Origin of the sequence: Leptospira kirschneri serovar Cynopteri str. 3522 CT (assembly GCF_000243695.2) — a bacterium.
Classification (GTDB): Bacteria; Spirochaetota; Leptospiria; order Leptospirales; family Leptospiraceae; genus Leptospira; species Leptospira kirschneri.
The window spans coordinates 188,005-212,682 of the sequence record NZ_AHMN02000005.1; the positions used below are offsets into that span (position 1 = coordinate 188,005).

Below are 24,678 nucleotides of genomic sequence, written 5' to 3' on the forward strand. Positions count from 1 at the left end.
AAAGAGGAGGTAAGAATGGGTCGTTGGATAGTTTTATTATTAGTTTTGTTGGCTTCGATTGGAGTTGGTTACTCTTACGGTGTAAATCCTGAAAGTGTTCCTATTCCATCGAATAAAATTCCTGGTTCGATCATTCAAAGACCTACTGATAAACCCAAAGATAAACCTATCAAAATCGTAATCCATGATGGAGGGAGCTTTTGTTATGCTCCAGTTTTTATCGGAGGTAAAAGTTATATTCAGATTGAGCAGTGCTGGGAACAAGAAGTTAGTAATGCTAGATACGATGTATTTCAAAGAATTTCTTATTACATTAACAACACGTGGTTGTGTATTACTGTACCGGAAAGTGTAATTAAGGGAGAAACAAACTGGGATTATGTAAACCTACAACCTTGTACGATCAATGATCCTCTACAGAGATGGATCGTAAAGGATAACTCTTTTTGGACTGCAGATGAACGTTATCGGTTAAAGGATTATAAATGGTATGCTTATATCTCAAAAAACTCAGGGGATTACTATGACCATACCTTAGATTCTTCTATGGATGATTGGATTAAGACAGTAGCCACTCCCGGAAACATTAGCATTCTGACTTCTATCTCTTGGAAATTGGGAAATGATCGTTACTTTATTCGTTCTGGAAGTTCGGATAAAAATACAACACCAATCTACTACAATCCTGAAAGTGGACATCTTGCTCAATACAACCCAGTCAGTGGATTGCTCTCTTGTATGTATTCTCAGGTAAATAGTTATGATTGGAATTGGGTTAAGTGGGCATTGTGTAGTGATGCACCTATCAGTAAGAATAATCCCGCTTATTGGAATGTATATCTTGAAACTGAAGAAGGTGGGATGATTACGGATTATCAAGGCAATGCACTCCGAGTTACTAGATATGGACCGAATTGGGGTGTTGCCTATGCTGCTAAACTTTCTTATTTGAAAAAGGATACTACCAATAGTCCTACTTCTCTGTTTTTTGTTGATAGAGATTTATTAAATTGGGCACGTTACGCAGCTAGTAATCTTGGAAAGACAGAACAGTATTGTCCCGCAGGTAAAAAAGAACATTATAATATAAGAGTAAAAAGAACTCTACCATCTGACTTTCAATTAACTGAGGAATGGATTAGAAGACTTTACGATATAGCAATTTCAACTGCAATTGATGCTCAGGTAAGTGGTATATGCGGTGTTTGTCTGCTTCATACTTTTCAGATGTTGGCAGAACTCCAAGAGTATCATTCTCGAGAACCTTTTACGAGTGGGGGTTACTTCTTTGATACAGCTCCTAATAGAGATCCTTTTAACTCTTTTAGACAACGTTATCCGGAATTAGATGCATTACTGGTAGATATACCTAGGATATATAACTCAGCCAGTACTACACTTAGACTACTGACATTAGTATCCGCTACGAATATGATGCCTTTATACGACTGGACACCCTCTCGTGAATTTACCACTCGGCCAGAGATGTTATCACACATTACCTCACTTATAAGTTCTCCTCCGGGAAGTATTTGGTTGGCGTTAATGAGAAGACAACGTTCAGACGGAACTATTGCGGGACATGCCGTTCCAACTCTGAGAACCTCTGAAGGATTAGTGGTAATTCCAACGAGAGTACCTTCTTCCATATCACTTGAACTCTACAGACAATATTTAACACCTACTACAGATCCGGTTCAGGTGATCAATAATCTGGAAAGACCAGATAGGACTCTGGTATATTTTGTAACTATACAGTTAGGAGAGTTTTACCACAATTTTACTGACTTAGTAATCTCAAACAGGAATTGTACTGGAGAAGGGGAAGGCAGAAGAGGCACAGGGGAATATCCAACCAGTGCAACGGTAAATCAGTGTTCGGAAGGCAGATGCGCACTACCCAAGTAAGTGATTGAAGAAAGAAGTGCAAGGTCATAACAATTACTCGGAACTACATAATAAAGCACACAATCCAACAGATTACACTTCAATGATAGAGTTGTTTTCTCCATCTGTTTTTCGTCGCATTAAAATGGACAATTGAAGCAGTTTTGCCAATCGCCACCATGAAATTTTTCAACAGCCTTATTAGGAACTCAATTTGATAGAGATCCATAATAACAAGTACCGTCATCTTGAAGTTCGGAATTTTTTCTAAATTTTATATTTGATAAGTTTCTAGTTTCTCTAGGATCTAATTGAAACTTGATCGGATTTCGCCCTAAGATTCGTTCAAATTGGAAAGAGTTTCCAAGAGTTGTTTCATTATTACAAAACATTGATATTATCTATGAATTACTAAAATCTGAAATCATTTCCAAATTCCAAAGAGACTTGTACTGAAATCTTTGGATATGTGGGAACTCTATACAAGCTTAATATTCGAAAATTCATCAACTTGCGAAATAGACGTAACACGTAAGAACTCCTACAAAAGAAATAGTCGAATAACTTTGAAAAGACGGTTTTGTAGGTATTCTTTACGCCAACTCATACTATAATACGAGTTCCGCGTAAGAAAATGAGAAAGAATTTCTAAAAGTATGAGTTCCTACAATTTTAGAATTTATTTGTAAAATTTTGATTTGCAGTAGTTCCCACATCATTTTATAGACAAACCTACGTTTTGTAAGAGTTCCCACATTTAAGGAATCAATCTGTAAATTTCAAATCCAACTTCACTTCAGAAAAATGAATCATGGCCGAACTCACGTTCCATAATAACGGAGTGACTAAATTCTTCGTCTAAACGAAAATTTAGGATAAAATTCAAAGTACTTTATTTTATTATATAGGAAATTACTGATTCCAACCAAATTGAGCACCGTAAATTTCGATTACAAAAATACTGTTTCAGCGTAGAATAACTGGGAATTGTATTTTATAGTTCTGAGTACTAGGGCGCATGAAAATAATATTAGACCACGAACTTGTTTAAAAAGTTAGAATGTAGGATCTCATTCAAAAAAGACAACAATTCCGGATTAGACGCAATTTTTGAAAACTTTTACATCTTTGATAAAATCAATTGCTAACTTTTAATCATAACTATATAATAAAGTACCTAATATTTTGCATGGAATCAGTGTTTTGTGATAAAATTAACGGTACTCAATTTTATAGAGATCAGTAATACTATTTTTATGTGTTCGAGTAGTAATTATGGGAACTAACGCAAATCTTTAAAAGTTTATCTGAAAAATTAAAGTCAATCTACATATTTTAGAATTTTATTTTATTTTTATAAATAATTTTTTAACCAAAGACCGTTCCTCTCTATTTTTTGCTTGATTGATTTTTCTCATAAAGTATGTTCCGACACGTTTCTAATTGAAAATTAAATCAGGTGAAGAATATGAAAAAAATAAATTTGAAAATTTTGTTAACGTTAGTATTTCTAATAACGAACGTTACATATGCGTCTGGAGGAGGAACCTCTAGTAAACCTCTTTCGGGAAGTTATCCCATCGTACTAGCCCACGGATTGTTTGGCTGGGGAAACGGTTCTACCGTTGTTGATTATTGGGGTGGAAATGCAGCCTATCTTAGAAATCAAGGCGCGTATGTTCTAACCCCTTCCGTCACTGCGTTAAATTCAAGTTCCAGCAGAGCCTCCCAATTAAAAACGGCTATTCTAGCAGCTATGGCTGCAAACAATTATACCGGCAAGGTACATGTCATAGGACATTCACAGGGTGGATTAGATGCACGTTATATGGTCTCCAATCTTTCAATGAGTACTAAGGTTGCCACCTTAACGACGTTAAATACTCCTCATCAAGGAAGTCCTATCGCAAATATCGTAGCAGCGGTTATTCCTAATTGGGCTTTACCTTACGTTTCAACGGTTTTAAATACTATAATCGGTTTTGTCTATGGAGATTCCAGTCAAAACGCTATCGCAGCTTTAAAACTCCTAACTACAGACGGCCTAAAAACGTTTAACTCTGTGACACCTAACGTATCTGGGGTAAAATATTTTTCGTATGGGTCAACAATCGGAATTCCAGATCTGATTCAACATCCAGCAATGGGAATCCTACATCCGATCTGCGCAATTGGAGCCCCTTTTTACGGGATGAGTATTGCAAATGACGGTGTAGTTCCGGATTCTTCCCAAAGGTGGGGAACTTGGAAAGGAGGACCTTCGATACCAATCTTGACCACCGGAGTGGATCATTTAGAAGCGACCAACGCTCTCTATCTTGGACAACTCTGGTACGATACAAACGCTTACTTCTTAAAGATGGCGACTAACGCAAAATCTAACCAATAAAATAGATTGGATCAAGATCTCCCTGAAATTACGACTGGTTTTGGGGAGTTTTTGCGATCAATCTAATACTAATTAACGCGCGTTTGGCGTAAGAAATTTTTAATTCAGGAAAACTAATTCTTCTTCAAAAATGCGGTAGTTCCCACAGAAACAGTTATATTGTCGATTTAAGTTTTTTAATATTCTTTGTTATTTAGTCTCCGCAGTAGTTCCCACATTTCTAGGTTTTTAAAACAGATTCTAGATCAAACTCAGGTTGATTTATGAATAATTTGCCGCATGAGTCAATACAGGTCTTCTTTTTTCTTTATTTGCGGTCATTGCTTCCAAAAGATTTGGAATGATACTAGACTGAGTTTTAAAAAGATATGCTAACTCTTTCGAAGCCGACTTTGCAGCCTCTAACGCTTCCTTGTTCAAAGCTCTTTTAGTTTCCACTGTTACAGAAGCCGGAATCCGATTAAGAACATTGATTTTGCCCAAGGATTTTTTCCTCAATTCCTCTAAAGAAGCTCCTACTTCGCTTAACAATCCGTTTCGAACTGCATCAGAAGGTTTATAAAGAGCGCCTTCCATGGCGGCTTCCGATACGGAAGAAGGAATCATGATTTGTCTCATTCTAATGATTAGTGCGAATGTAATTGGCAGTCCTACTAACGGCTCTGCAAATCCGATTCTTCCTTTTCCGTCTACCATATATCTATAATCGCACGTGTAAGCTATGATCGCTCCTCCTCCGACGGCGTTACCACCCACTTCGGCAATTAAGGGTTTTGGAAAACTAATAAGAGATTCGAACATTTCAAAAATTCCGGCCATAATTTTTGCAATCTCATCAACAGAGGAACTTAAAATAGCATCCGGATCGAGTCCCACACAAAAATCTCCATCAGGCCCGGAAATAATTCCTGCTCGAATCTCTTGGTCCATGGTGAATTCTTTTAATATATCACACATTTCGTGAATCAATGAAAGCGTCAACGTCATCGGTCCATCATCGGATACCAATTTCATAACACCAATTTTTGAATCTTTAGAAGTAATTATTTCTTTTACGAGTTTCATACAATTGCTTTCTATCTCCTGGATTTAAAATCCTTCGATTGATTGACAAAGTGAACATTTGATAATTTTGGATCAAACTTATTTTCTTCTCAGGGTGTAATTCTTATAAAAAAATAAACTGTTTGAACTTTCGATTTTACTAATCTCCATAAAAATTTACGATATTCAATTTTATAATGATCGCTGAAGATTCATAAACTTTTTTGACAGGTTAAAAATTGTAAGAACTTACATGTTTTTAAAGTTTGAGCAAGCTTTTAAGGGAGAATTTTTTAGATTCTCCCTTAAAAAATTTAAGCCGCGTCTCGTTCTTTTTTTCCGGGCAAACCATCAAATCGAATCATCTGTCCGACTACTTTCAATTTACTTCTATTACTACCATCCTGTGCCTTCCAACGATCCTGACGAAGTTCACCAATAACGGTTGCTTTTTTCCCTTTTTTGAGATATTCGTGCGCGTTCACAGCCTGACGATCCCACAACTCGATTTCTACAAAAGAAACTTCCCCCGGTTCCTCCGAAGTGGATTTATAATCGTGATTAACCGCCAGAGTAAATGTTGCAACACTCTTTCCGCTATTCAAGGTTTTGATTTCCGGATCGGAAGTAAGATTCCCATCCAAAATGATATGTGCTATATTTTTCATTCTTCATACTCCTATTACGGGAAAAATTTGTTCTTCCCCTATAGGCAACGGTTCCTAACAAGAATTGAGCGGAGTATAAATCTTAATTTTTTTGTGAGAATTTTTATAAAATAAACTTTTCATTTGATGATCGCCAAATACGCCAAATAGCAATTTGACGAAGAAATTCAATCCTTAAAACCAATTTCTTTTGGTACCTTAAAAAACGTGTTAGTTCCCACATTCAAGTTCTATCGCAAAATCTAGGTCCGTGGCAGTTCCCACAGATTAAGTCACATTACAAATTTTTAAACATTTGTTTTTCGTGATCGAAATCAGTAAGAGTTCCTATATTTTCAAAATCTAACTGTAAAAACCTGAATTTGTGTTAGTTCCCACATTTTATTTTTACAGAAAAATTAGGTTTTATAAAACAAATCTTTTACGCTGAGCTTACATTAATCTATGTTAGATGAAATGATCGCCGATTTTTTATCTTCCTTTCTCAGAGTATTCAATTCTATTTTCAATCTTTCTAAATCCCCGGAACCTTTGGCTCTATATATTCCGCGTAAATAATTCTTTTTATCGATCAAATATACGTTTTCCGTATGAACGAAATCGTTCAAATTACCTTTTCCAGAAATCAACTTTATATCTGCGCCGAATTGATTTCTTGCTAAATCATAAATCGTTTTTTTGGAACCTGTGAGAAAAAACCAATTATTCTGAACAATCTTATATTGACTTCTAAACTTTTTAAGAACTTCCACCGAATCAATTTCAGGATTTACGGTAATCGAAACGATTTGAAGATTAGTTTGATCCTCTATCTTAGGAATAAAATTCAACATATTTCTGGTAATCATAGGACAAATCCCCTTACACTTCGCATAGAAGAACACGACTAACGTATATTTATCTCTTAAATTTTGATTGTTAAATGTATAGTTTTCATGGGTAAGAAGAGTAAACTCCGGCACCTTTTTAAGATCGTTCGGTAATTTTCCGTCCATTTCGGGCCAATAGGGATCCATCACTTCACTTTTAAAATAAGGAAGAATCCCTTCCTGAGGAGAAGAAAAATAAGTTAACTCTGAATGATATTTTTCTTTTATATCCTCGCAAAAAACAACAAAAAATATAATAAAAAAAGAATATACTAATTTCATAAATAATTTACATATTAGAGTTGTTGAAAAATTAATTCCTGATCTGTTTCCCTTGTATTGAAATGGACAATATTGTTAACCGCCGTTATAGAATCTTTCAACAACTCTAATGAATCATTTTTTCGAATATAATTCAAAGACTCACTTGTTTAAAGGTCAACGTTCTAAAATTTGATTTTGATAAAAATAGAAAACGATCAGTCCAAACTTTTGATAGGCTCGCAAACTTTACTTCCGGGTAAACCGATAGAACTTCCATCCTTTGTAATTACGGTATTCATAAAAATCTGTCCGTTCCGATTCCACTTTTTAGAAACAAGTAACCTGCCATCTTCATCAAATTTTTCGTATATAAAAGGCCGATTATTATCGTGCCATTCCCAACGATGATGAATATACTTTCCGGAACGAAACTCGGAATACAATCGATTATTTCCATTTGGAAACCAAGTCCTATGAATTCCTTCTTTCAACCCTTCTTTAAAATATCTTTTTTCCAACAACCGACCATCTTTGTTTTTAGAAGTCATTTCACCATCTTCTAAACCGTTTTTGAATTGAGTCGTTTCTATTTCTCCCAAAACTGGAATTTCTTTTTTGATAAATCCTGTGAAAAGTTTCCTTTTATAGTAATGTCGACCTTGAAAGACTTGTAAGTTCGGATCAGTATTTTCAATCGTCTCCCCTTCTTGACAGCCGATAAACGCGACCGTCAAGATAATCGAAAATATAGAAAATGATTTAGTTAGAAACACTTCCTATCGTTCCGTAAAAAAAGGAACCCATCAAAGTATCAATCCCTGCAGTAGCATCGGGAGCAAAGTGATAGTGATAAGTCGGAGTAGAAAAGTGAACCGTCGCTTTTGTATGCCCATGCAAATTATCCAAATCGGTTGGGACAAAGTCGTCTCCAGTTGACGAAGTTCCATTGTCGCATTTTTTTCCATAAAGTGCATAACCGTCCAGAATCACTCCGATCAAACTTGAATCGTTGTTACTCACCTTTGTTACCGCAGCGTGATGGTGATAAACTCCTGTATTTTGAGGATGACCTCCAAAGTTATCAAACGTCTGAGCTTCCACTGCGAGAGTATCGGGAGGATTGGCTGCGTTATTAAAAATCGCAAGACCGTTTACTGTAATTCCTATCGATACAAGCCCACCTTGTGTTCCTACAGTTCCACTTCCTCTTGTTGGATTGGAAGGAATCGTATAAACAAACTTTTGACTTGAAACGGAATTATTTCCTGCGGGCATATTTCCTGCCGGAAGTGTTTCAAACAAAGGAGAGCTGGAACCGTAATAATAACTTTTTGTATTGGGAACATTTTGAGATTTGAATATATAACTGGAACCAGATACATAAACTACGGAACATTTAAAGTTATTCTTGATCCAAGCAGGAAGTGCTGAATCCATACAAGTAGTTACTCCGGTAACACAACCTGAAGATGAATCCAAAGTTGCCGTACCCTTAGATACAGTAATTCCAGTATTAGCCGAACTTCCATTACAATACCCGCCTGAAAGCGCTGCCAAAGCTGCTACAGTAAGATCATCATCGTTGGAATCTTTCTTACAAACCACGAAGGAAAGAAAGACCAGAAATATTAAAATCGATCTTTGAATCATATTTTCTCCTACATTGTTTTCGAACACCCGACCGGGTTTAAGCGCGCCTATTTTACACCACTTAAGTATAAGATAAAGAACTAAAATGTTTGTAGACTGAGTTAATTTTTGTTTTTTTAAGGTGAATCAAGAAAATTCTGCCTACTGATCTATCAAATTGAGTACCGTAGATTTTTATTACAAAGCCCTGTTTCAACCCAAAATACTGGGGACCTTGTTTTAACGTTAGTTCTGCCTAACGCGAAAGGGATCGATGTGGGGAAAATAAAGCAGAACGCTTTCCTGAATGCCGATCCTTAGAGAGGCATTCGCTGAGTTTCTCGGGTTGCGTTAACTCAGCGTCTCGCTTCTACGGTCGCTCGACAGGTCGCGTTCTAAATTGAATCTAAAGACGATTGCTGTATTATGTTTCCTGGATACAATTTATTGACCAGAGCTGAGAGTCAGGTCCGGCTGGCTGTGGCAAGCCGGATTCGCCCTGGTTTTCTTACGTCGAATTCACGTTATTTTATAATTCTGAATAGGACTTGATCTGTAAAATTCAGATTTCAATTTTTTTCGGAAAAAGGAATTTCTCCACGAACTTACTTTATCCTAGACTTTTTTGTGGTAGTCCCCACAAATTTTGTCTCTGAGATGAATTGGCAGTACCTTGTGCAATGTTAAATTTATAATAGTTCCTACATTTTCAAAATTTAACCGTAAAATCGAAAATTGTAATAATTCCCACATTTTTAGGTTTTTGAAATGAATTCTTAAGTGGAAAGAACATTAGAATTCGTAAAAGTGTAACTTGAAATTGTATATCTCTAAACTGTATTGTGGGAACTATTACAAAACTTTGAAAGGAGCATCTTTGACATTTCATCACAAAAATGTAGGAATTCAATTACCAAAAAAATAGTTAAAGAATCTAAAATCGATAATCCGTAGGAACTCATACTTTTAGAAAATTCTTTCTCATTTCCTTACCTCGAACTCACGTTAGATATAAACAAAGTTCCCGGTAAATCCTTTATAAGTTTTCAAGATAATTTCTTTGGAAAAATGTAGTTTGCGGTAGTTCCCATAATTGTTTTACAAGAAAACTTTTTGATAAAATGCAGTAGTTCCCACAAAAACCGTCTTTTACGGGTTATTTACGAATTTTTAAACCGATATTTTATTATTAAACTCATACATGGTAGTTCCCACAAACTACGATTTTACAGATAAATTCTTCAATACACAAAAGAATAAAAATTTGTTTTCTAATTTTATAAAATTCTAAAATGACTTACTACTCGGACACATAAATAGAATGCTTGGGTTAGATTGTTTCAAAAATTTAAATGTTTTGGTTCTGCTCTAAAATGCTGTAAATCCCGAATTTGAGGAATTTTTTAAGTATCGCTATTTTTTTCGCAAATTCGGCCGTTAATAACTTGGTATTATCTTCATGCGTCCGGGTAAGCACTACAAAATAAACTTTGAATTTGGCAAAACACCTAAAAAAGATAGAAGCAAAAGTTGATTTTTCTGCAAAAAAATCTCATTTATCCAAAGCGCTCTCCAATTCTTCAAAAACACCGGTACTTAAAAGATCCGAATCCCCAGAATCAAAATCCTGAGACCAAAAACTAATATAAACACTCAAACCTAAAAATAAGATGAGAGAACCACCTAACACGCGTTTGTTTCTAATTTCTTTTCGATCCATTTGAATTACGTTTGAAGAAATACGCGTTACCCAATCCGGATCTTTTTTTCTTTTGAGAATTTCTGATTTCATAGAATAGGTTCGATCATTCTTCATAAAATTTTTCCTTAGCGCCAACTCGCTTCATCATCTCTTTTCCTCTAGCTGCCCTTGACTTAACGGTTCCAGGTTTCACTCCCATCGTTTCCGCAATCTGTTTTTCAGAATACCCCGCAAGATAAAATTCGAGAACCTTTCTATATTTATTCGGAATTTTAATCAAAAGAGAACGTAACAATCCAATCACTTCCTGAGAATTCCGTTCGGAGTTTTCATTCAGATTGGATTTGATTTCGAGAAAGTCTTCCTCTTTTTTAGAGTTGATCAATCTCTCCGCACGCACTTCTTCCTTTCTAAGTTTATCGTTCATTCTCAGAGATTCGTTTCTAGCGATCGTATATAACCAAGTACTAAGTTTAGATTCTTGGCGGAATTGATTTTTTTTGAGAGCTTTGTAAGCACGAAAATACGTTTCTTGAGCCACGTCATCTATGGCATAGTAAAACCTCTCTGCGAGATTTTTTTCAATCGCAGAGAGGACTGTGTCCCGAGTGGAGTTAACAATTTCTGCAAATTCAGATTCAGTCATCATGATGACGATGTTTTTGTTGAAACTCTGTAATTAAATCCACCAGTTGATTTCTTTGTTCCGGAGTTAAAATCGAATGAAATTCGACCGCCTTTTTTGTCATAAAGGTCCTCATTTCAATCATCTTATTCATTTCTAACTCAAACGACTTGTTAATTTTTTTTTCGTCTAAAGTCGGCTGACGAAACTCCGCGAGAACTTCAGCAGGAATTCTAGGACCTTGTAGTTTGAGCTCCTTTCTTTTAGACAGAATTTCATCTTTAATCCGATAGAGCTCTTTCTTTTGAGAATCATTCAGATCTAATTCGGAATTAATCTTTTTTACTACAAACTCCGCTCTTTTTTCAGGAGACCTATAATGTCTACTACAACCACCGACAAACAAAGACATCGTCAAAAGAATCAAACCGGAAACTTTAAAAAATCCTTTCATTGGATTTCCCCCATTATCTACACCTCTGACCAAAGACATCAAACTTGGTTCCACTTTTTTTAGAATTCAAAAAAGTAACCCGGAACAGAGGCATTCTGATTCAAAACAAATCGAAATGTAGTTTTGTTACGGTTTATTTTAAAATTAGGCTTTAGTTAACGTTATGCTTCTTTTTCTACCTATAACAAAATTCACAGAAAGTCTTTGTAGATTTTTTACAAGACGTATGAAGTTTGTCCAATAAATTAACGTGGATTCAGCAAAACGCTCTCTATGGATCGCGTTAAACAACTCAGTAAAAGCGTAGGGAACTCTTACAATCTTTAACACTGTCGAAAAAATTTATAAATCTCCTACTGGTCTTCATGAAATTGAGTTTCGTGAATTTTTATCGCAAAATCCTATTTCATCAGAACAAAACATTATGGTTCTTTTATATTATTCTAAGTAAAGAGACAAAATATGTGGGAACTACCACATATTGTTACTAACGACTGAACATATCATGACCATAAAACGATGAATTTGATATAAAACATTTTTTTATAAAATCCGATTTTTCAGTAAAAAATAAAATGTGGGAACTACCGCAAATTTGAATTTTACAGATAAATTCTGATGCAGAAAAACATACGCAAATGATATGATCGAAAGAAAAAATTCATAAAAAAAATAAATCACAGCATGAGACAAAATATGTGGGAACTCACACAAACCTGGATTTTAAAGATAAACTTCCAAAAGTTCAGATATATTCTGAATAAAAAAACCAGGTTCCTAAAAATACAATTAACAATTCTAAATTTTGAAACACACCTTCTTTTAGACAAAGTTAAACGCTCTATTCTATAACTTCTGAATAAGAAGTATTTTTCTAATTTTATTATATTCAATTTACATAAAATAATAGTCATTACAACTAAACCTTTGGAGCAAACTTATTAATAAAACTCTAATGAAGAATTATTTCCCAAAAATAGAAATAAACTTCGTGAACTTTAATTTAAAAACAAAAAAGTTGGGGAGAAATTCACGACTCATTACGACAAGATTTTAAAAGTAAAAAAGCAGATGTAAAATTACAATTGAAAAAACAAATCGATCCAATCAGTGTTCCGTCTGAATTGTAATGTCTTCCTTTGAAATTTCATATTTAATCGCCAAACGATCCTTTAGAGAAGAAAGAAGTTGGGTTCCATTTTTAAAATAAAAAAATTCAGGATTCACTTTGATCAGAATACTTCTCAAAGAAGGAAGTTCCTTTAAAAAAAATGCAATTTCCTGAACGAGTTTTTCTACACTCTTACCGTAAGGACATCCTTTTAATTCGACCCCGACCCCTTTATCGGTGTGAGTAAAAGGAAGAATTTCAAACGGATATTCTTTCTTATCGATCAATGAATTCGTTTTAATCCCCAACGCCTGACAGATTTTTTCGATCAAAATCTGAGTATCGATCGGTTTTAAAAGATAAGCTACAAGCTTCTTATTATGTGCAGCTTGAATGATCGTTTCTTTTTCGTTACTTACAGTTAGAAATATAATCGGAGTCATTCGATTCATATCCGGAATTCTTTCCAAAAGATCAAGACCGCTGAGTTTAGGCATCCGATTATCAGTAAGGATCAAGTCGTACCGAATTTTCCTTAATTTGATTTCGGCGGCGACCCCATCCACAACATGATCCACGTCAAAATTATATCTTTCTAAATGACGGATTAAAAGTTCCGCATTACTTTCATCATCTTCTGCTAGTAGGATAGGATAAGTCGGCGCAACTTTCATAAGATCATCGAACTCCTTAAAATTTTAAGAATACATATCTATCTTTTTTGTATTTTTCTGACAATTTTTTTAAAATCAACGAGGAATGTTTTTCATACGAAAAATTCTATTTAGAAAAACGAGTTATTCCAGAAAAACACCTTTTAAAAAAGTCTATTCCAAACCTTGTTTTACAAAATAAAATACTACACTTTTTTAAAGGACTTTTACTCAGAACTAAATAATAAAACAACAAACCAATAAGTTTACACTTCAATAATAGAGCTATTGAAAGACGAATTCTCCATCTGTTTCTATCACATAAAAACGGTCGATTGAAGCAATTCTACAAATTTTCACTATGAAATTTTTCAATAACTCTAATTTAATTTTTTATAATATACTTTTTTAATTCCTCGATTTTAGGCTTTTTACGCAAGACTATACAATAGAATGTTCAGAATTCTTTTTTGAAAGCATACCGGAAGAAAGTATCTGTTCTATATGTTCCGTAAAAGTTTCAGAGATTGGTCTATAATTCAAACCTAAATCTTTCTTACTATAAGAATGATCTAGTTCGAAATCAATACCAACGTTATGCGAAATATAAGCCCAAGACAATCCGAAAAAAGGACCAATCAAGTAAGTTAAAAATTTAGGAAGAGAATTTTTAGGAGTGGGAAAACGATTTCCATATTTCTCACGAATCATGTTTGCAACTTCTACAAATTTCATCGTAACGGCAGAAACGATATGACGACCTTTAGCAGAAGGAGTAAAACCCGCGAGTATATGAGCTTTTGCCACGTCTCGAACGTCCACAAAACCGATCCTCATATCCGGAACTCCCGGAGCAAACTTTCCGTTGATCATAGAAATCATAAAGTTCACACTCGTTCCATCGGCTCTTTCTGAAACCGAAGGTCCCATCACAAAAGAAGGATTGATCGTAATTAAATCCCACTTGGATTGTAAATCGGCAATCTTCCAAGCTTCTTTTTCTGCCAAAGTTTTAGAATAAGGATACGGCTGATGTGTCAAACTACTCGTTTTGTTCCAATGCTCTTCGGAAAAACGGCGATTTGGAATCGAAAGAGCTTCTACATTGTCACCCATAATAGCCGCCACACTCGAAGTCAAAACGACCCTTTTAACAGAAGGACTTACATTTGCAGATTCCAAAACATTTTTAGTTCCAAAAACTGCTGGTTCCACAAGTTCCTTTCTCGCATCCTTAATTCCATCTATAAAAAAAGGGGAAGCAGTATGAAGGATCAACTCTACTCCTCCTTTATCTTGAATTGCATCCAAAAAAGACCCTTCCTTTAAAAGATCCGCTTCATAGAGTTCCAATTTTCCAGGATAAAGTTCCGCAAGTTTAAGAAGATGGAATATCTTTTTAGAATCCGATTTATTCCTGACTGTGGCTCGAACCGAAATTCCATCTTCCAACAAATAACGAACAATCCAAGAAGCAATATAACCCGCCCCTCCAGTGACTAAAACCGGTTTAGTACGATCGATTTCTTTCATCATTATTCTCCTTAAAAATTTTTAGGATCATCCAAAGTTCAAATTTTCGAAACTCAATAATCGAAAATGTGATCCAATTTATATTCATTTGTATTCGCATTTATTAGAATTTCATGAAGTTTTTGTATAGGAGCAATCAAAGCGACTCGTTTTAAACTCGGTTCCGTAAGTATTTCCCATTCGTATAAGACAGTTTCCGTTTCCCAAGAGTTCGTTTCCTTCGGAACGATTAGAGTCAAAAGGATCTGACGATTTCCCGCAATTTCCACAAAGGAAATATTCTTATTTACAAGTATAGGAACGGTCTGTGTAAAAGTTTGGTATCTAGGAATTGATAAAATTTTACTTCTACCATTCTCTTTTACCCAAGCCTTGACTTCCAAAGTTTCCGGTTCGTAAACGGATTCAGTTCCCAATCCAATCAGTTTTCCGTAAATTGCTTTTATAAGAAGTTCGACGGAAAAGAAAATTCTCCTTTCTATCCTTCGGATCAGACTCGTGTTCGGACCGTCTTTTATTTTCCAAAATTCTTTTAATTTAGAATAAAACGGATATTCGTACCAAGGACGCAATTTCACAAAGTCCGTATAATCACTTGCAATTTTTTGAATATATTCTTCCACTTTCATCTCAGGAGAAGGCACCTCGCTTTCCAAAAACGACTCCGTCAATCTTCCGACCGAATTCTCATATAACCCTTTTAAGAATAATTCACTTGAATAACTTATTCCAATTATGTTGATCATCAGGTGATATCCCCAATTGAATTCGTATGAATTCCAGGTTTTTTTAACCACCTTTCCGTAGATTTTCCAGAATTGAATTATACTCGAAAAATACGGAAAATCGCTCGGCAAATGATACTTTAGAAAATTTGCATATTCTTCCGAACTGAACACGATATACCATTCGGGCAAAGTCAAAAAAGTCTGATCTTCGTTTCGGCTATAGTCCTTGAGAGCATCCAATCGAAGACGGATTTGTTTGTCTTCCTTATCATGGAAATAATATTTATCCCAAAGTTTATTTCTGAATTTATAGTTAGGATCTAGTTTTCTTTTTAACGAAAAAAATTGATCGGAATTTGGATATATCTTTTCAAATTGAGAGACGGTGGCGTGAAGTTGATACGGAAGATAGTATGTTCCACCCACACTCATAACCGAGTCGATCAATTCCCTGGTCCAAACTCCCACTTCCCTTTTTGCACTTTCATAAACCCTCTGTTTATAATAGATCACAAAAGAAAAAACTTCGGTTCTTGCCCAAGCCAAATAAGAACCTGAATCCTGTTTCGCATGACGTATTGAAATGTTTACTACGTTTACGTCGTGTTTCTGCAAAATAGATCTCATCATAGGATAAAATTCATCAAACTTTTCTACCGGAATAAAATACTCTTGTAAAACATAAGTACTGATTCTTCGATTAGGGGGTTCCAACTCTTGCACGTCATAACTCGCCTCGTAGTTTCTCCAAAGAACCCTATTCTTACGATAATACAAAGGATCCAAAATGACTTCTCTCAACTCTTTTCCATAAGGTAATTCCGTTAACCAGAAATAGATTAAATTCTCCAACCAATAACTTTCTTTAACTGGAACAATTCTATCTTTTACGGTAACCGGCTCTTCCGTTTCTTCCCAAGTGATCGTATTTACATTTTCATACGTAGGAGGATAAATATCTCCGTTATGAAACTGAGCTTTTGGGTTATCTCTTACGTTTTTTAAAAAAAAGTTTTTATATTCGGTAATTGGAATTTTTTTCACAAACCGTTTTATCTTTTTATTTTCAGTCAGCTCCAAAGTGACTTCTACAATCACTCCAATTCCGCCGTAACCACCAACGGAAGCAAAAAAGATTTCTGAATTTTCTTTGGGGCTTGCAGTTATCAGTCTTCCATCGCTTAACACTAATTTGATGGAGCGTACCGATAAAATCATCGGGCCATAACCTACATATCTTCCGTGTGCGTTTACGCTTAACGAACCTCCAATCGTAAAATTTGAATATGTCTGTTTAATCTGAACGGAAAGATCAAATGGATCGATCGACTCTTGTAATTTTCTCCAAGTGATTCCTGACTCTACAGTGATTAACTTCGCCTTTGGGTCAAAGGAAAGAATTTTATTGAATTCTCTTGTATCAATAAATAAGGCGTTCTCCGTTGCGATCTGCCCTCCCATGGAGAACCTACCACCTCCAATCGAAATAGGACCTGGATGATTTTTGATCAACTCTTGAATCCCGCCTAACGTAGTCGGAGTAACTATCCGATCTACTCGGATCGGATTGATCTGTGTGACATCGTTGACAACTTCTGGATCGGCAAAAATTAAACTTACAAAAATAAAAAGAAGTAAAACAAATTTTTTCATTAGGATTTTACAAACACCATTAAAGTATTTTTAGTAGGATCTCCTTTTTGAAGGACGTATTTTCCAACGGGTTTGAATCCAAATTGACTGACTCTGTTTTCAATTTCTACAATCGAAGTAAAGTTGCGAACCTGTTCAGAAGTTTCTTTCCAAGAAATTTCTAAACCAACATTATACACATCGTGAGCCAAAGCCACCACCGATTCCATTTCTTCAGAATTTACATTATGATCTCTTAATATAAATTTTCCTCCCGGTTTTAAAATTTTAGAGATCGATCTGATAAAACCGTCCAATCGTTTAGAAGGAGAATGATGAAAACCTATAAAATTAGTTACTAGATCCAGACTTTCCGATGGTATCAATTTTTCTTCAATAGGATCATAATTTCCTAATGGAATGAACGTGCCTACCTTTGTAATCTGACCTCGTTCCGCCAAATCTTCCGGACTATATTTAGGTTCTAAATCGTTTAAAACAAAAACGTTTCCTTCGATTTGAATTTTCTTTTTTAGATTTTTTACATATCTTCCTAAGGTACCAATTTCAAGATAACCGTTAAAACGACTTCCTTCTCCCAATAATTCCACTACTTCCTGCGAAATTTCAGTCTTTTGTTTATTAAGAGCCGGAAGTGCATACGTTAAAATTCCTGCAAAAGGTTTTATTTCCGGGATTCGTTTTAAGATCGTTTCGTAAATTTCCCGATCCGTTTGTTTCGATTTAGAAATTTCGAATATAAGTTTATGTAAATCTTCTTCGGGATAAAGATGATATACATTTTGCAGAAACTGAAAAAAATCATCTCTCAGTTTAGGGTCCAGATATACGTTTCTGAAATTGGAATTTTGATTAAGATCGAATTGGTCCTTCTGATCTTTAGAAAACAAATCGAACGCGAGTCCGCTTAAAAATACATAAAAAAACGATTTCAAAAACTGTTTGCGATTTAGATCTTTCATACAAGGAGTCAAGCTGAAAAATCCAAACATTCGTCCACTGACGTTTTCCTTTTTAGATTCAGAAAGGATCGTCATTCCATTGAATTCTTCGTAAAGTTATCCAATCATAATTTTAAAAACGAATTGTCAACTCGTGAACGATTCTTTGGAAATTTTCCGCATCAAACAAAATAAATACTACTCGAAAAGCAATTTACAAAATGTTCGGTTCAATTCCACTAACGAAATCCGAAACAGATACAAAATCGATTGAAAACAATGAGGAAAACTTTATGAAGTCAGCCGCCGAAATCACGAAGGAATTTTACGAAGCTTTTCAAAAAAAAGACGCCACAAAGATGGGAACACTTTATTCCGATTCTGTGATATTCAACGACCCGGTTTTTACCAATCTTAACGCAACCGAAGCCAGAGGAATGTGGCAGATGTTGATCTCCAGAGGAAAGGATCTGGAGTTAAAATTCGGAGAAATTCAATTGGAAGGAGATACCGGAAAAGTTACCTGGGAGGCGTATTACACGTTTTCAAAAACAGGAAAAAAGGTGCATAACGTAATTCAAGCAGAGCTCGTTTGTAAAGACGGTAAGATCGTAAAACATACAGATCGATTCGGTTTTTATCGTTGGTCAAGACAAGCACTCGGATTTCCGGGGTTATTATTCGGTTTTTTACCTTTTCTCAAAAACAAAATTAGAACAGAAGCTAGAAAAGGTTTGGATCTGTATCTGAAAAGACAGAAATAAATCTAAGTTTATAACTTATAACACCGAGATTGAAAATTGGTGTTATAAGTTAGTCGTCTTGACTTAAAAACTCAATTATAAAATAAAGACAGCCATGATATCATTCAAATGAATCATAAGAATTTTAGAAAAGAATTAGATTAAAAAAATTCAAAATTGCAGTCCTATCTGGTAGTTGGAAAATCTCAATAATCAACTTCCAATATTTTCAAAAGAAAAATTCATGCAAAGAGCATCTAACCATAACTTAAAAATTATTGGTTCCGGAATGGAAACCATCGTATTCAGTCACGGATTCGGCTGCGATCAATCGACTTGGAATAAACTCATTCCTAATTTAAAAGATCATTATAAACTTATACTTTTTGATACGATCGGTTCCGGAAAAACGGATACTTCCCTTTTCAGCGCAGATCGATATTCCAATCTTTATTCCTATGCAGAAGACCTGGTCTTACTCATGGATGAACTTAAAATTAGAAATTCATTATATGTAGGACACTCCGTTAGCGGAATGATCGGACTTATAGCTTCAATTCGTAGACCGGAACTTTTTTCCAAGCTTACATTTATCAGCGCGTCTCCTCGTTATTTAAACGATACGAATTATAAAGGCGGGTTCGAACAAACCGATTTGGGTCAACTTTTTGCTGCGATGGAAACAAACTTTTTTTCTTGGGCGGGTGGATTCGCTCCCCTGGTTATGGGAAACCCGGATCGTCCCGAGTTGGCTCAAAGTTTTGCAGAGTCGCTTCGGGAAATACGTCCGGATATAGGACTGACAGTTTCAAGAACCATCTTTCAATCCGATCACAGAAAAGATCTGAATCAATGCAAACGACCCGTTTTAATTTTACAGCCATCTTCGGATATAGCAGTTCCGATCGAGGTAGGAAAGTATCTCAGCGAGAAAATTCCCCAGGCAATTTTTAAATCAATTCCTGCAACGGGGCATCTACCTCATTTCAGTTCTCCAGAATCCGTACTCCAAGAAATTAAATCTTTTTTTAAGTCTTCAAATTGAATGAATGAGTCCTCTCATAAAACCTTTACCGAGAAAATCAACGAATTCTATAAACGCTCATTCGAAATTTTTTTAAAGGGATCATATTTGGAGGAGATGGATAAGTTCTACTCTCTTTGTAAAACCACGTTATATGCAGACTTTATAATTTTATTAGAAAGTAGAGATCCGTTATCCATCAAAATCGCGGAGTCCGAACCAAAATTCAATTTTTCCATAAATCAAACAAATATAAATTTATTGTCTATTTCTTATTCTGAAAATCGCCCCGTTTTACCTTATACACTGACGCGTCAAGAAATCAATTTTTCCAATTTTGACGCACTGGAAGAAATCGATTTCGCACAAATGATCGTGGTTCCCATTCCAAACGAAAACATAGAAGACCGAAGAAAAAACATTCTTTTATTCTTATATTCAAAAAACACAGAAAGTATATCTGAATTTTTAAAACTTATCACGGAACTATGCCCTAGAATCTACGAAATTTTTTCAATTAAAAACAAGGAAATCCTGTTGAATTCAGTCCATTCTAGATTGGATTCCATTTTAAAAACGATACCTCAACCAATTATCTTTATGGATTCGGGAACTGGAAAAACTTGGATCAACGAAAGTGCGGCAAAACTTCTTTCTCTTTCTGAAGGGGGAGAAGTCTCTTCCTGGAAAGTTTCTACTGCAATGACCGAGCTGATACAATCCGCGGTTAATCAAAAAGAAATTTTTCTGGAAATGAATCGGAATTTATCTAATATGAATCTGGAAAAATTTTCAGCTCAGTGGATGTTTACGGATCCGGAAAAAAAAGTATTCGAGGTTACGTGTGTATTTTTACCCGGCAAAACGGCTCCGGGAAGACTATGGTTTTTCGAAGACATCACTTCTTTTCATTCGCAACAAGAAACATTAGCTTTATTGAATCAAGCTTTGAAGGAAAAAAGTGAAATCGCACAACAGGAAAATCAGGAAAAAACAGTTTTTATCTCTAACATCAGCCATGAAATCAGAACTCCCATGACCGGAATATTAGGAATCACCGAATTACTGTTAAATACTCCTTTAAATCCGGATCAAAAAGATTCTTTAGAACTTATCCAAAGAAGCGGGGATAAACTTCTTAAAATCGTAAATCACTTGCTTGACTTTTCCAAAGCGGACACTGGAAAAATCGAATTGGAATCCATTCCATTTAATATGCAGGAATTGTTAAACGATCTAGTTTCCCTCCTACAAACGGAAATACTTAAGAACAAAAACGAATTGAACATACTATTCCCACCGAACTTTCCCAAATTACTCAAAGGAGATCCAGTCAGAATCGGCCAGATTCTTACGAACTTAATCTCCAATGCAACTAAATTTACAAAAGAAGGAACCGTCGAAGTTGGATTTCATATATTAGAAAAAACGAATTCTGAATTGAGTTTCAGAACCTGGGTTTTTGATACCGGAATCGGGATTCCCCACACAAAATTTAACTCCATATTTGAACCTTTCGTTCAATCTGACAAATCCATCACAAGACATTTCGGCGGAACCGGATTGGGGTTATCGATTACAAAAAAACTAATCGAATTAATGGGAGGCAAAATTCATGTGGAAAGCCGACCTGGAATTGGAACCAAATTTTGGTTCGAACTCAAACTGGAAATCAACGAAGAATCACTCACTGAAAATTCTAAAGTCGAAGTTATAACCAACAAATCGGATCTTTCTCGTTTAAAGGTTTTGATCGTGGAGGACAATCTTATCAATCAAAAACTTTTAGGTCGAATCTTGAAAAAGAGAAAAATAGAACCTTCTTTAGTGGAAGACGGAATGAAAGCGATAGAAAAGGCGAGAAAATTCCATTACGATCTGATCTTCATGGATATTAATATGCCCGGAATCGACGGCCTTTCCGCAACTGAAATTATCCGTAAATTTCCGAAAGGAAACTCGATTCGAATCGTGGGACTCACCGCAAACGCAGCTCCTGAAATTCAAAAGGTAGCGGCTCAAAGAGGAATGGACGATTTACTTACAAAGCCGTATAACGTTTCCCAAATAGAAAAAATTTTGAATCTATTTGAAAAATGATGATCCTAAACTTTTTCAACTGAACCCGTTCTAAGTTTGCATAAGAATTAGGACTTTTCCAAGAGTTCATAACAAATTTACGTCAAGGGAACTTCTATAAAATCCCAAAACGAAAACACTTCAAACAAGCTTCTGCACCAAATCTAAGCTTTGCGGCCGTCATTGAATAAAAAAATATTATAATATACAGTGAATTCAAAGTAAGAAATCCATGATTCATTTTTTAGAGAAAATTGAATTTTGCAGATCTATTCCTAATATGCAGAAACTAGCACCAATCACAATTTTAAGAACAAATTCTAAAATTGTAGGAGTTCATACTTTTAAAAAATTGTTTCCCATTTTCTCCATAAACTCACGTTAAAATATAAAACCACAGCAGCTTATTTGGAAAATCCGTGGTTTTAATTTATGAGCAAGCTTTAACAAAATTAGCCCGCTTTGCGGGCAACACAAATAAACAATAGAGTTGTTGAAAAATTCCATAGTGGCGTTTAACAAAACTAATTCAATTGCTCGTTTCCTTGAAATAGAAACAGATGGAGAATTCATTTTTCAACAATTCTAATTAATATTTTAGAATAAAATAATTTGTATAAGTGATCTTTAATAAAGTTGTCAAAAAATTTATAATGGAGATTCACAAATCGCTTCAATTGTCCATTTCAACGCAACGAGAACAGATGGAGAATTAATTTTCAACAATTCTAATAAGAGCTCTTCCAAAATGCGGAAACTCATACAATATAACGGCTTTTGTAGGAGCTCACGCATTTTGTTAAAGACTTTAAGGTTTTGGAACAAACTTATAACATACCAAAACGAACCTTCTAAATTTTATTCGGTCGGTTCTAATTGTTTTATCCCATTCTGCTCGTGTCTGTATTTTGCGATCGTTTCATATGCAACTTTTCGAATACGATTGATTCCTCCTAGAGGTCGGTGTTCCGCCAAAGAATGCCAAGGATTTAATGAAAGATTTTCACAAAAACGATCCTGCTCCGGAATTGCAAACTCTTGTTTAGGGATTTCTATTTTAGCGACCGCAATAAAAGGAGAATCTTTTTCGTTCCAATGAACAGCCGGATCTTCAATCGGCATAGAGATCGGATTTCCCTGTTTCTGAATCATAAATTCAAAACAAGCGGATTTCTCTTTAAGATGAGAAATCATTGTTTGGCGAAGATAATCGTCCTCGGGATTTTTGGGGATTTCCAAATTTTTAGTTTCGCAGGGTATCGCGGAATATTTCACAGCACTGGTTTCATTTCCCAAACGATACGGAGTTGTACTCCAATAACGAATTTCTAAAACATCTGGAATTTTCTTTCTTCGAATCGAAATCGATTCCTGCAAAGCAGTCAACTTCCAGTTCCAAGGCATTCCTCCCAAAAAGTAAGACATAGGCTTTTTAGCAAACGCTGCTTGAAACAAAGCCAGATACTCATCCGGTGCGCCCACGGGAAGAACGGGATGATTGATCAATAAAAAATCCTGGGTTTTATTTTCATCCGCAGACAACTTAGGTCCGTCCACACCTAAAAGTTTAATTCCCATTCCCCTAATATCCCCTTCTTGATCCGTTTTTTTTGTAATGGAACCGTTTGAAAATCGAATCCAAGCAGGATACGTTTTAGGAGATTTGAATATTCCAAATTTAAATTCTTCTGGAATAGAAGAAGAAACCGTAAAACTCGCTTTAACACAACCGTGTGCAAACGGATGTGCGTCCCGTTTTACTCCACCGGGTTGGTATTTTTCTTTGAGGGAAGAAATCAAAAGAGAAAGAGTCTCTTCGGTGATCTTTTCCTCTCCAGGAAAAACAAATTCCGCCCCAGGCTTTATATCCTTGGGTATAGAAACCCTAGGACCTTGTCCGACCCAATAAACTAACAATAGTAAAAGTAAAATTCCAAGCGCGACATATCCGATTTTTTTTCCCATCATTGGCACCTCGATTGATCTTAAAGACTCAAACCCTAATTTTTAAAAAATTCTTCCGTTTTATTTTTATAAAATAAGAATTCAAGCTCTTTATCTTATTACTCGTATATATCAAAAATTAATGATCTATTTTACCAAAGACGCGAAAGTTCTCAAAAATTACTTCTAACTCAGAATTGTTGTTGTTTTGAAAAAAATCCACATTCTAATTTTGAAAATGGAGTTGTTGAAAAATTTCATAGTTCAATTAGCAAAACTGCTTTAATCGACCGTTTCCATGAAATAAAAACAAATGGAGAATTCATTTTCCAACAATTCTAACAAGTCATTATAATATTATCTTTATATACCTAAATGCAAATTTTAAATTGAATTTAGAAACTATCATTTAAAATACAAAAAACCTTATTATTATATTCTGAAACTATAAATCTTTTTTCTTTTACTAGTCCTTAAGATTTTACTGATTTCTATAAAATTGAGATCTTAAATTTTTTTACAAAACCCAGTTTGAACGTAAATCTGTGGGAACTACTGCAAATTCGAATTTTACAGATAAATTCTGATGTGGGAATTTATTCGGAAATTGTGTGATCCAAATGAGACAAAATCTGTGGGAACTCTCACAAATTTAAATTTTACAGTAAAACTTTAAAATGTGGGAACTACCACCAAATCGCGATTTTACGAACAAATTGTAAAATTGTGGGAACTCAT

General features: G+C 35.1%; 18 protein-coding genes. 5 read left to right on the forward strand and 13 right to left on the reverse strand.

Features of this window, described 5'->3' with window-relative positions; genetic code table 11:
- The first annotated feature begins 15 nt into the window (after positions 1–15).
- A complete protein-coding gene (locus LEP1GSC049_RS219340; protein WP_016560633.1) occupies positions 16–1,908 on the forward strand; it encodes a DUF1561 domain-containing protein in 1,893 nt (630 codons plus the stop codon).
- A gap of 1,447 nt (positions 1,909–3,355) precedes the next feature.
- Positions 3,356–4,276 (forward strand): lipase family alpha/beta hydrolase, encoded by a 921-nt coding sequence (locus tag LEP1GSC049_RS219330; protein WP_004754900.1) that lies wholly within the window; start codon positions 3,356–3,358, stop codon positions 4,274–4,276.
- A 261-nt stretch (positions 4,277–4,537) separates the two neighbouring features.
- Here the strand turns inward: LEP1GSC049_RS219330 and LEP1GSC049_RS219325 are convergent, their stop codons facing one another.
- From LEP1GSC049_RS219325 to LEP1GSC049_RS219270, 12 genes are all read right to left on the reverse strand, one after another.
- Positions 4,538–5,341, reverse strand: a complete 804-nt coding sequence (locus LEP1GSC049_RS219325; protein ID WP_004754476.1) for an enoyl-CoA hydratase/isomerase family protein — start codon at positions 5,339–5,341, stop codon at positions 4,538–4,540.
- 293 nt (positions 5,342–5,634) lie between these two features.
- Positions 5,635–5,988: a single-stranded DNA-binding protein gene (locus tag LEP1GSC049_RS219320; RefSeq protein WP_004755311.1), complete on the reverse strand. Its 354-nt coding sequence runs from the start codon at positions 5,986–5,988 to the stop codon at positions 5,635–5,637.
- A gap of 437 nt (positions 5,989–6,425) precedes the next feature.
- Positions 6,426–7,139, reverse strand: coding sequence for an SCO family protein (locus LEP1GSC049_RS219315; protein ID WP_004759468.1), 714 nt, complete (start codon positions 7,137–7,139; stop codon positions 6,426–6,428).
- A gap of 197 nt (positions 7,140–7,336) precedes the next feature.
- Positions 7,337–7,894 carry a toxin-antitoxin system YwqK family antitoxin gene (locus tag LEP1GSC049_RS219310; protein WP_004754357.1) on the reverse strand — a complete coding sequence of 186 codons (558 nt, stop codon included), beginning with the start codon at positions 7,892–7,894 and terminating at the stop codon, positions 7,337–7,339.
- Complete coding sequence (locus LEP1GSC049_RS219305; protein WP_004755177.1) at positions 7,881–8,771, reverse strand: YHYH protein; 891 nt, start codon at positions 8,769–8,771, stop codon at positions 7,881–7,883. The genes LEP1GSC049_RS219310 and LEP1GSC049_RS219305 overlap by 14 nt, the downstream gene beginning before the upstream one ends.
- 1,531 nt (positions 8,772–10,302) lie before the next feature.
- Positions 10,303–10,566, reverse strand: coding sequence for a hypothetical protein (locus LEP1GSC049_RS219300; RefSeq protein WP_004755379.1), 264 nt, complete (start codon positions 10,564–10,566; stop codon positions 10,303–10,305).
- Positions 10,556–11,101, reverse strand: a complete 546-nt coding sequence (locus LEP1GSC049_RS219295) for an RNA polymerase sigma factor (RefSeq protein WP_004759509.1) — start codon at positions 11,099–11,101, stop codon at positions 10,556–10,558. Before LEP1GSC049_RS219295 ends, LEP1GSC049_RS219300 begins: the two co-directional genes overlap by 11 nt.
- Entirely contained in the window at positions 11,091–11,570 is a 480-nt protein-coding gene (locus LEP1GSC049_RS219290; protein ID WP_004759474.1) for a Spy/CpxP family protein refolding chaperone, read from the reverse strand. Before LEP1GSC049_RS219290 ends, LEP1GSC049_RS219295 begins: the two co-directional genes overlap by 11 nt.
- 1,068 nt (positions 11,571–12,638) lie before the next feature.
- The gene (locus LEP1GSC049_RS219285; protein WP_004755329.1) at positions 12,639–13,316 is read right to left on the reverse strand and encodes a response regulator; all 678 of its coding nucleotides are present in this window, start codon (positions 13,314–13,316) and stop codon (positions 12,639–12,641) included.
- A gap of 420 nt (positions 13,317–13,736) precedes the next feature.
- Positions 13,737–14,828: an SDR family oxidoreductase gene (locus LEP1GSC049_RS219280; protein ID WP_004755281.1), complete on the reverse strand. Its 1,092-nt coding sequence runs from the start codon at positions 14,826–14,828 to the stop codon at positions 13,737–13,739.
- A 53-nt stretch (positions 14,829–14,881) separates the two neighbouring features.
- Positions 14,882–17,209, reverse strand: coding sequence for an FAD-binding oxidoreductase (locus tag LEP1GSC049_RS219275; protein WP_016560581.1), 2,328 nt, complete (start codon positions 17,207–17,209; stop codon positions 14,882–14,884).
- Positions 17,209–18,246, reverse strand: a complete 1,038-nt coding sequence (locus LEP1GSC049_RS219270) for a class I SAM-dependent methyltransferase (protein ID WP_016560602.1) — start codon at positions 18,244–18,246, stop codon at positions 17,209–17,211. The genes LEP1GSC049_RS219275 and LEP1GSC049_RS219270 overlap by 1 nt, the downstream gene beginning before the upstream one ends.
- A 197-nt stretch (positions 18,247–18,443) precedes the next feature.
- On the opposite strand from LEP1GSC049_RS219270, the gene LEP1GSC049_RS219265 reads away from it, so the two are divergent.
- The 3 genes from LEP1GSC049_RS219265 to LEP1GSC049_RS219255 all read left to right on the forward strand — a co-directional run bounded on the left by LEP1GSC049_RS219265 (position 18,444) and on the right by LEP1GSC049_RS219255 (position 22,017).
- A complete protein-coding gene (locus LEP1GSC049_RS219265) occupies positions 18,444–18,914 on the forward strand; it encodes a nuclear transport factor 2 family protein (RefSeq protein WP_025175938.1) in 471 nt (156 codons plus the stop codon).
- A gap of 223 nt (positions 18,915–19,137) precedes the next feature.
- On the forward strand, positions 19,138–19,938 hold the full coding sequence (locus LEP1GSC049_RS219260) for an alpha/beta fold hydrolase (protein ID WP_016560584.1): 801 nt from the start codon (positions 19,138–19,140) through the stop codon (positions 19,936–19,938).
- Positions 19,939–22,017, forward strand: a complete 2,079-nt coding sequence (locus LEP1GSC049_RS219255; protein ID WP_016748049.1) for an ATP-binding protein — start codon at positions 19,939–19,941, stop codon at positions 22,015–22,017.
- Between the two features lie 837 nt (positions 22,018–22,854).
- Here the strand turns inward: LEP1GSC049_RS219255 and LEP1GSC049_RS219250 are convergent.
- The gene (locus LEP1GSC049_RS219250) at positions 22,855–23,961 is read right to left on the reverse strand and encodes a catalase family protein (protein ID WP_004759505.1); all 1,107 of its coding nucleotides are present in this window, start codon (positions 23,959–23,961) and stop codon (positions 22,855–22,857) included.
- Positions 23,962–24,678: the final 717 nt, after the last annotated feature.

What these genes read in the sequence shown, in the direction of transcription:
- LEP1GSC049_RS219340 (WP_016560633.1), top strand. Translation starts at nt 16, where the DNA reads ATGGGTCGTTGGATAGTTTTATTATTAGTTTTGTTGGCTTCGATTGGA.
- LEP1GSC049_RS219330 (WP_004754900.1), top strand. Translation starts at nt 3,356, where the DNA reads ATGAAAAAAATAAATTTGAAAATTTTGTTAACGTTAGTATTTCTAATA.
- LEP1GSC049_RS219325 (WP_004754476.1), bottom strand. Translation starts at nt 5,341, where the DNA reads ATGAAACTCGTAAAAGAAATAATTACTTCTAAAGATTCAAAAATTGGT.
- LEP1GSC049_RS219320 (WP_004755311.1), bottom strand. Translation starts at nt 5,988, where the DNA reads ATGAAAAATATAGCACATATCATTTTGGATGGGAATCTTACTTCCGAT.
- LEP1GSC049_RS219315 (WP_004759468.1), bottom strand. Translation starts at nt 7,139, where the DNA reads ATGAAATTAGTATATTCTTTTTTTATTATATTTTTTGTTGTTTTTTGC.
- LEP1GSC049_RS219305 (WP_004755177.1), bottom strand. Translation starts at nt 8,771, where the DNA reads ATGATTCAAAGATCGATTTTAATATTTCTGGTCTTTCTTTCCTTCGTG.
- LEP1GSC049_RS219300 (WP_004755379.1), bottom strand. Translation starts at nt 10,566, where the DNA reads ATGAAGAATGATCGAACCTATTCTATGAAATCAGAAATTCTCAAAAGA.
- LEP1GSC049_RS219295 (WP_004759509.1), bottom strand. Translation starts at nt 11,101, where the DNA reads ATGATGACTGAATCTGAATTTGCAGAAATTGTTAACTCCACTCGGGAC.
- LEP1GSC049_RS219290 (WP_004759474.1), bottom strand. Translation starts at nt 11,570, where the DNA reads ATGTCTTTGGTCAGAGGTGTAGATAATGGGGGAAATCCAATGAAAGGA.
- LEP1GSC049_RS219285 (WP_004755329.1), bottom strand. Translation starts at nt 13,316, where the DNA reads ATGAAAGTTGCGCCGACTTATCCTATCCTACTAGCAGAAGATGATGAA.
- LEP1GSC049_RS219280 (WP_004755281.1), bottom strand. Translation starts at nt 14,828, where the DNA reads ATGAAAGAAATCGATCGTACTAAACCGGTTTTAGTCACTGGAGGGGCG.
- LEP1GSC049_RS219275 (WP_016560581.1), bottom strand. Translation starts at nt 17,209, where the DNA reads ATGAAAAAATTTGTTTTACTTCTTTTTATTTTTGTAAGTTTAATTTTT.
- LEP1GSC049_RS219270 (WP_016560602.1), bottom strand. Translation starts at nt 18,246, where the DNA reads ATGACGATCCTTTCTGAATCTAAAAAGGAAAACGTCAGTGGACGAATG.
- LEP1GSC049_RS219265 (WP_025175938.1), top strand. Translation starts at nt 18,444, where the DNA reads ATGAAGTCAGCCGCCGAAATCACGAAGGAATTTTACGAAGCTTTTCAA.
- LEP1GSC049_RS219260 (WP_016560584.1), top strand. Translation starts at nt 19,138, where the DNA reads ATGCAAAGAGCATCTAACCATAACTTAAAAATTATTGGTTCCGGAATG.
- LEP1GSC049_RS219255 (WP_016748049.1), top strand. Translation starts at nt 19,939, where the DNA reads ATGAATGAGTCCTCTCATAAAACCTTTACCGAGAAAATCAACGAATTC.
- LEP1GSC049_RS219250 (WP_004759505.1), bottom strand. Translation starts at nt 23,961, where the DNA reads ATGGGAAAAAAAATCGGATATGTCGCGCTTGGAATTTTACTTTTACTA.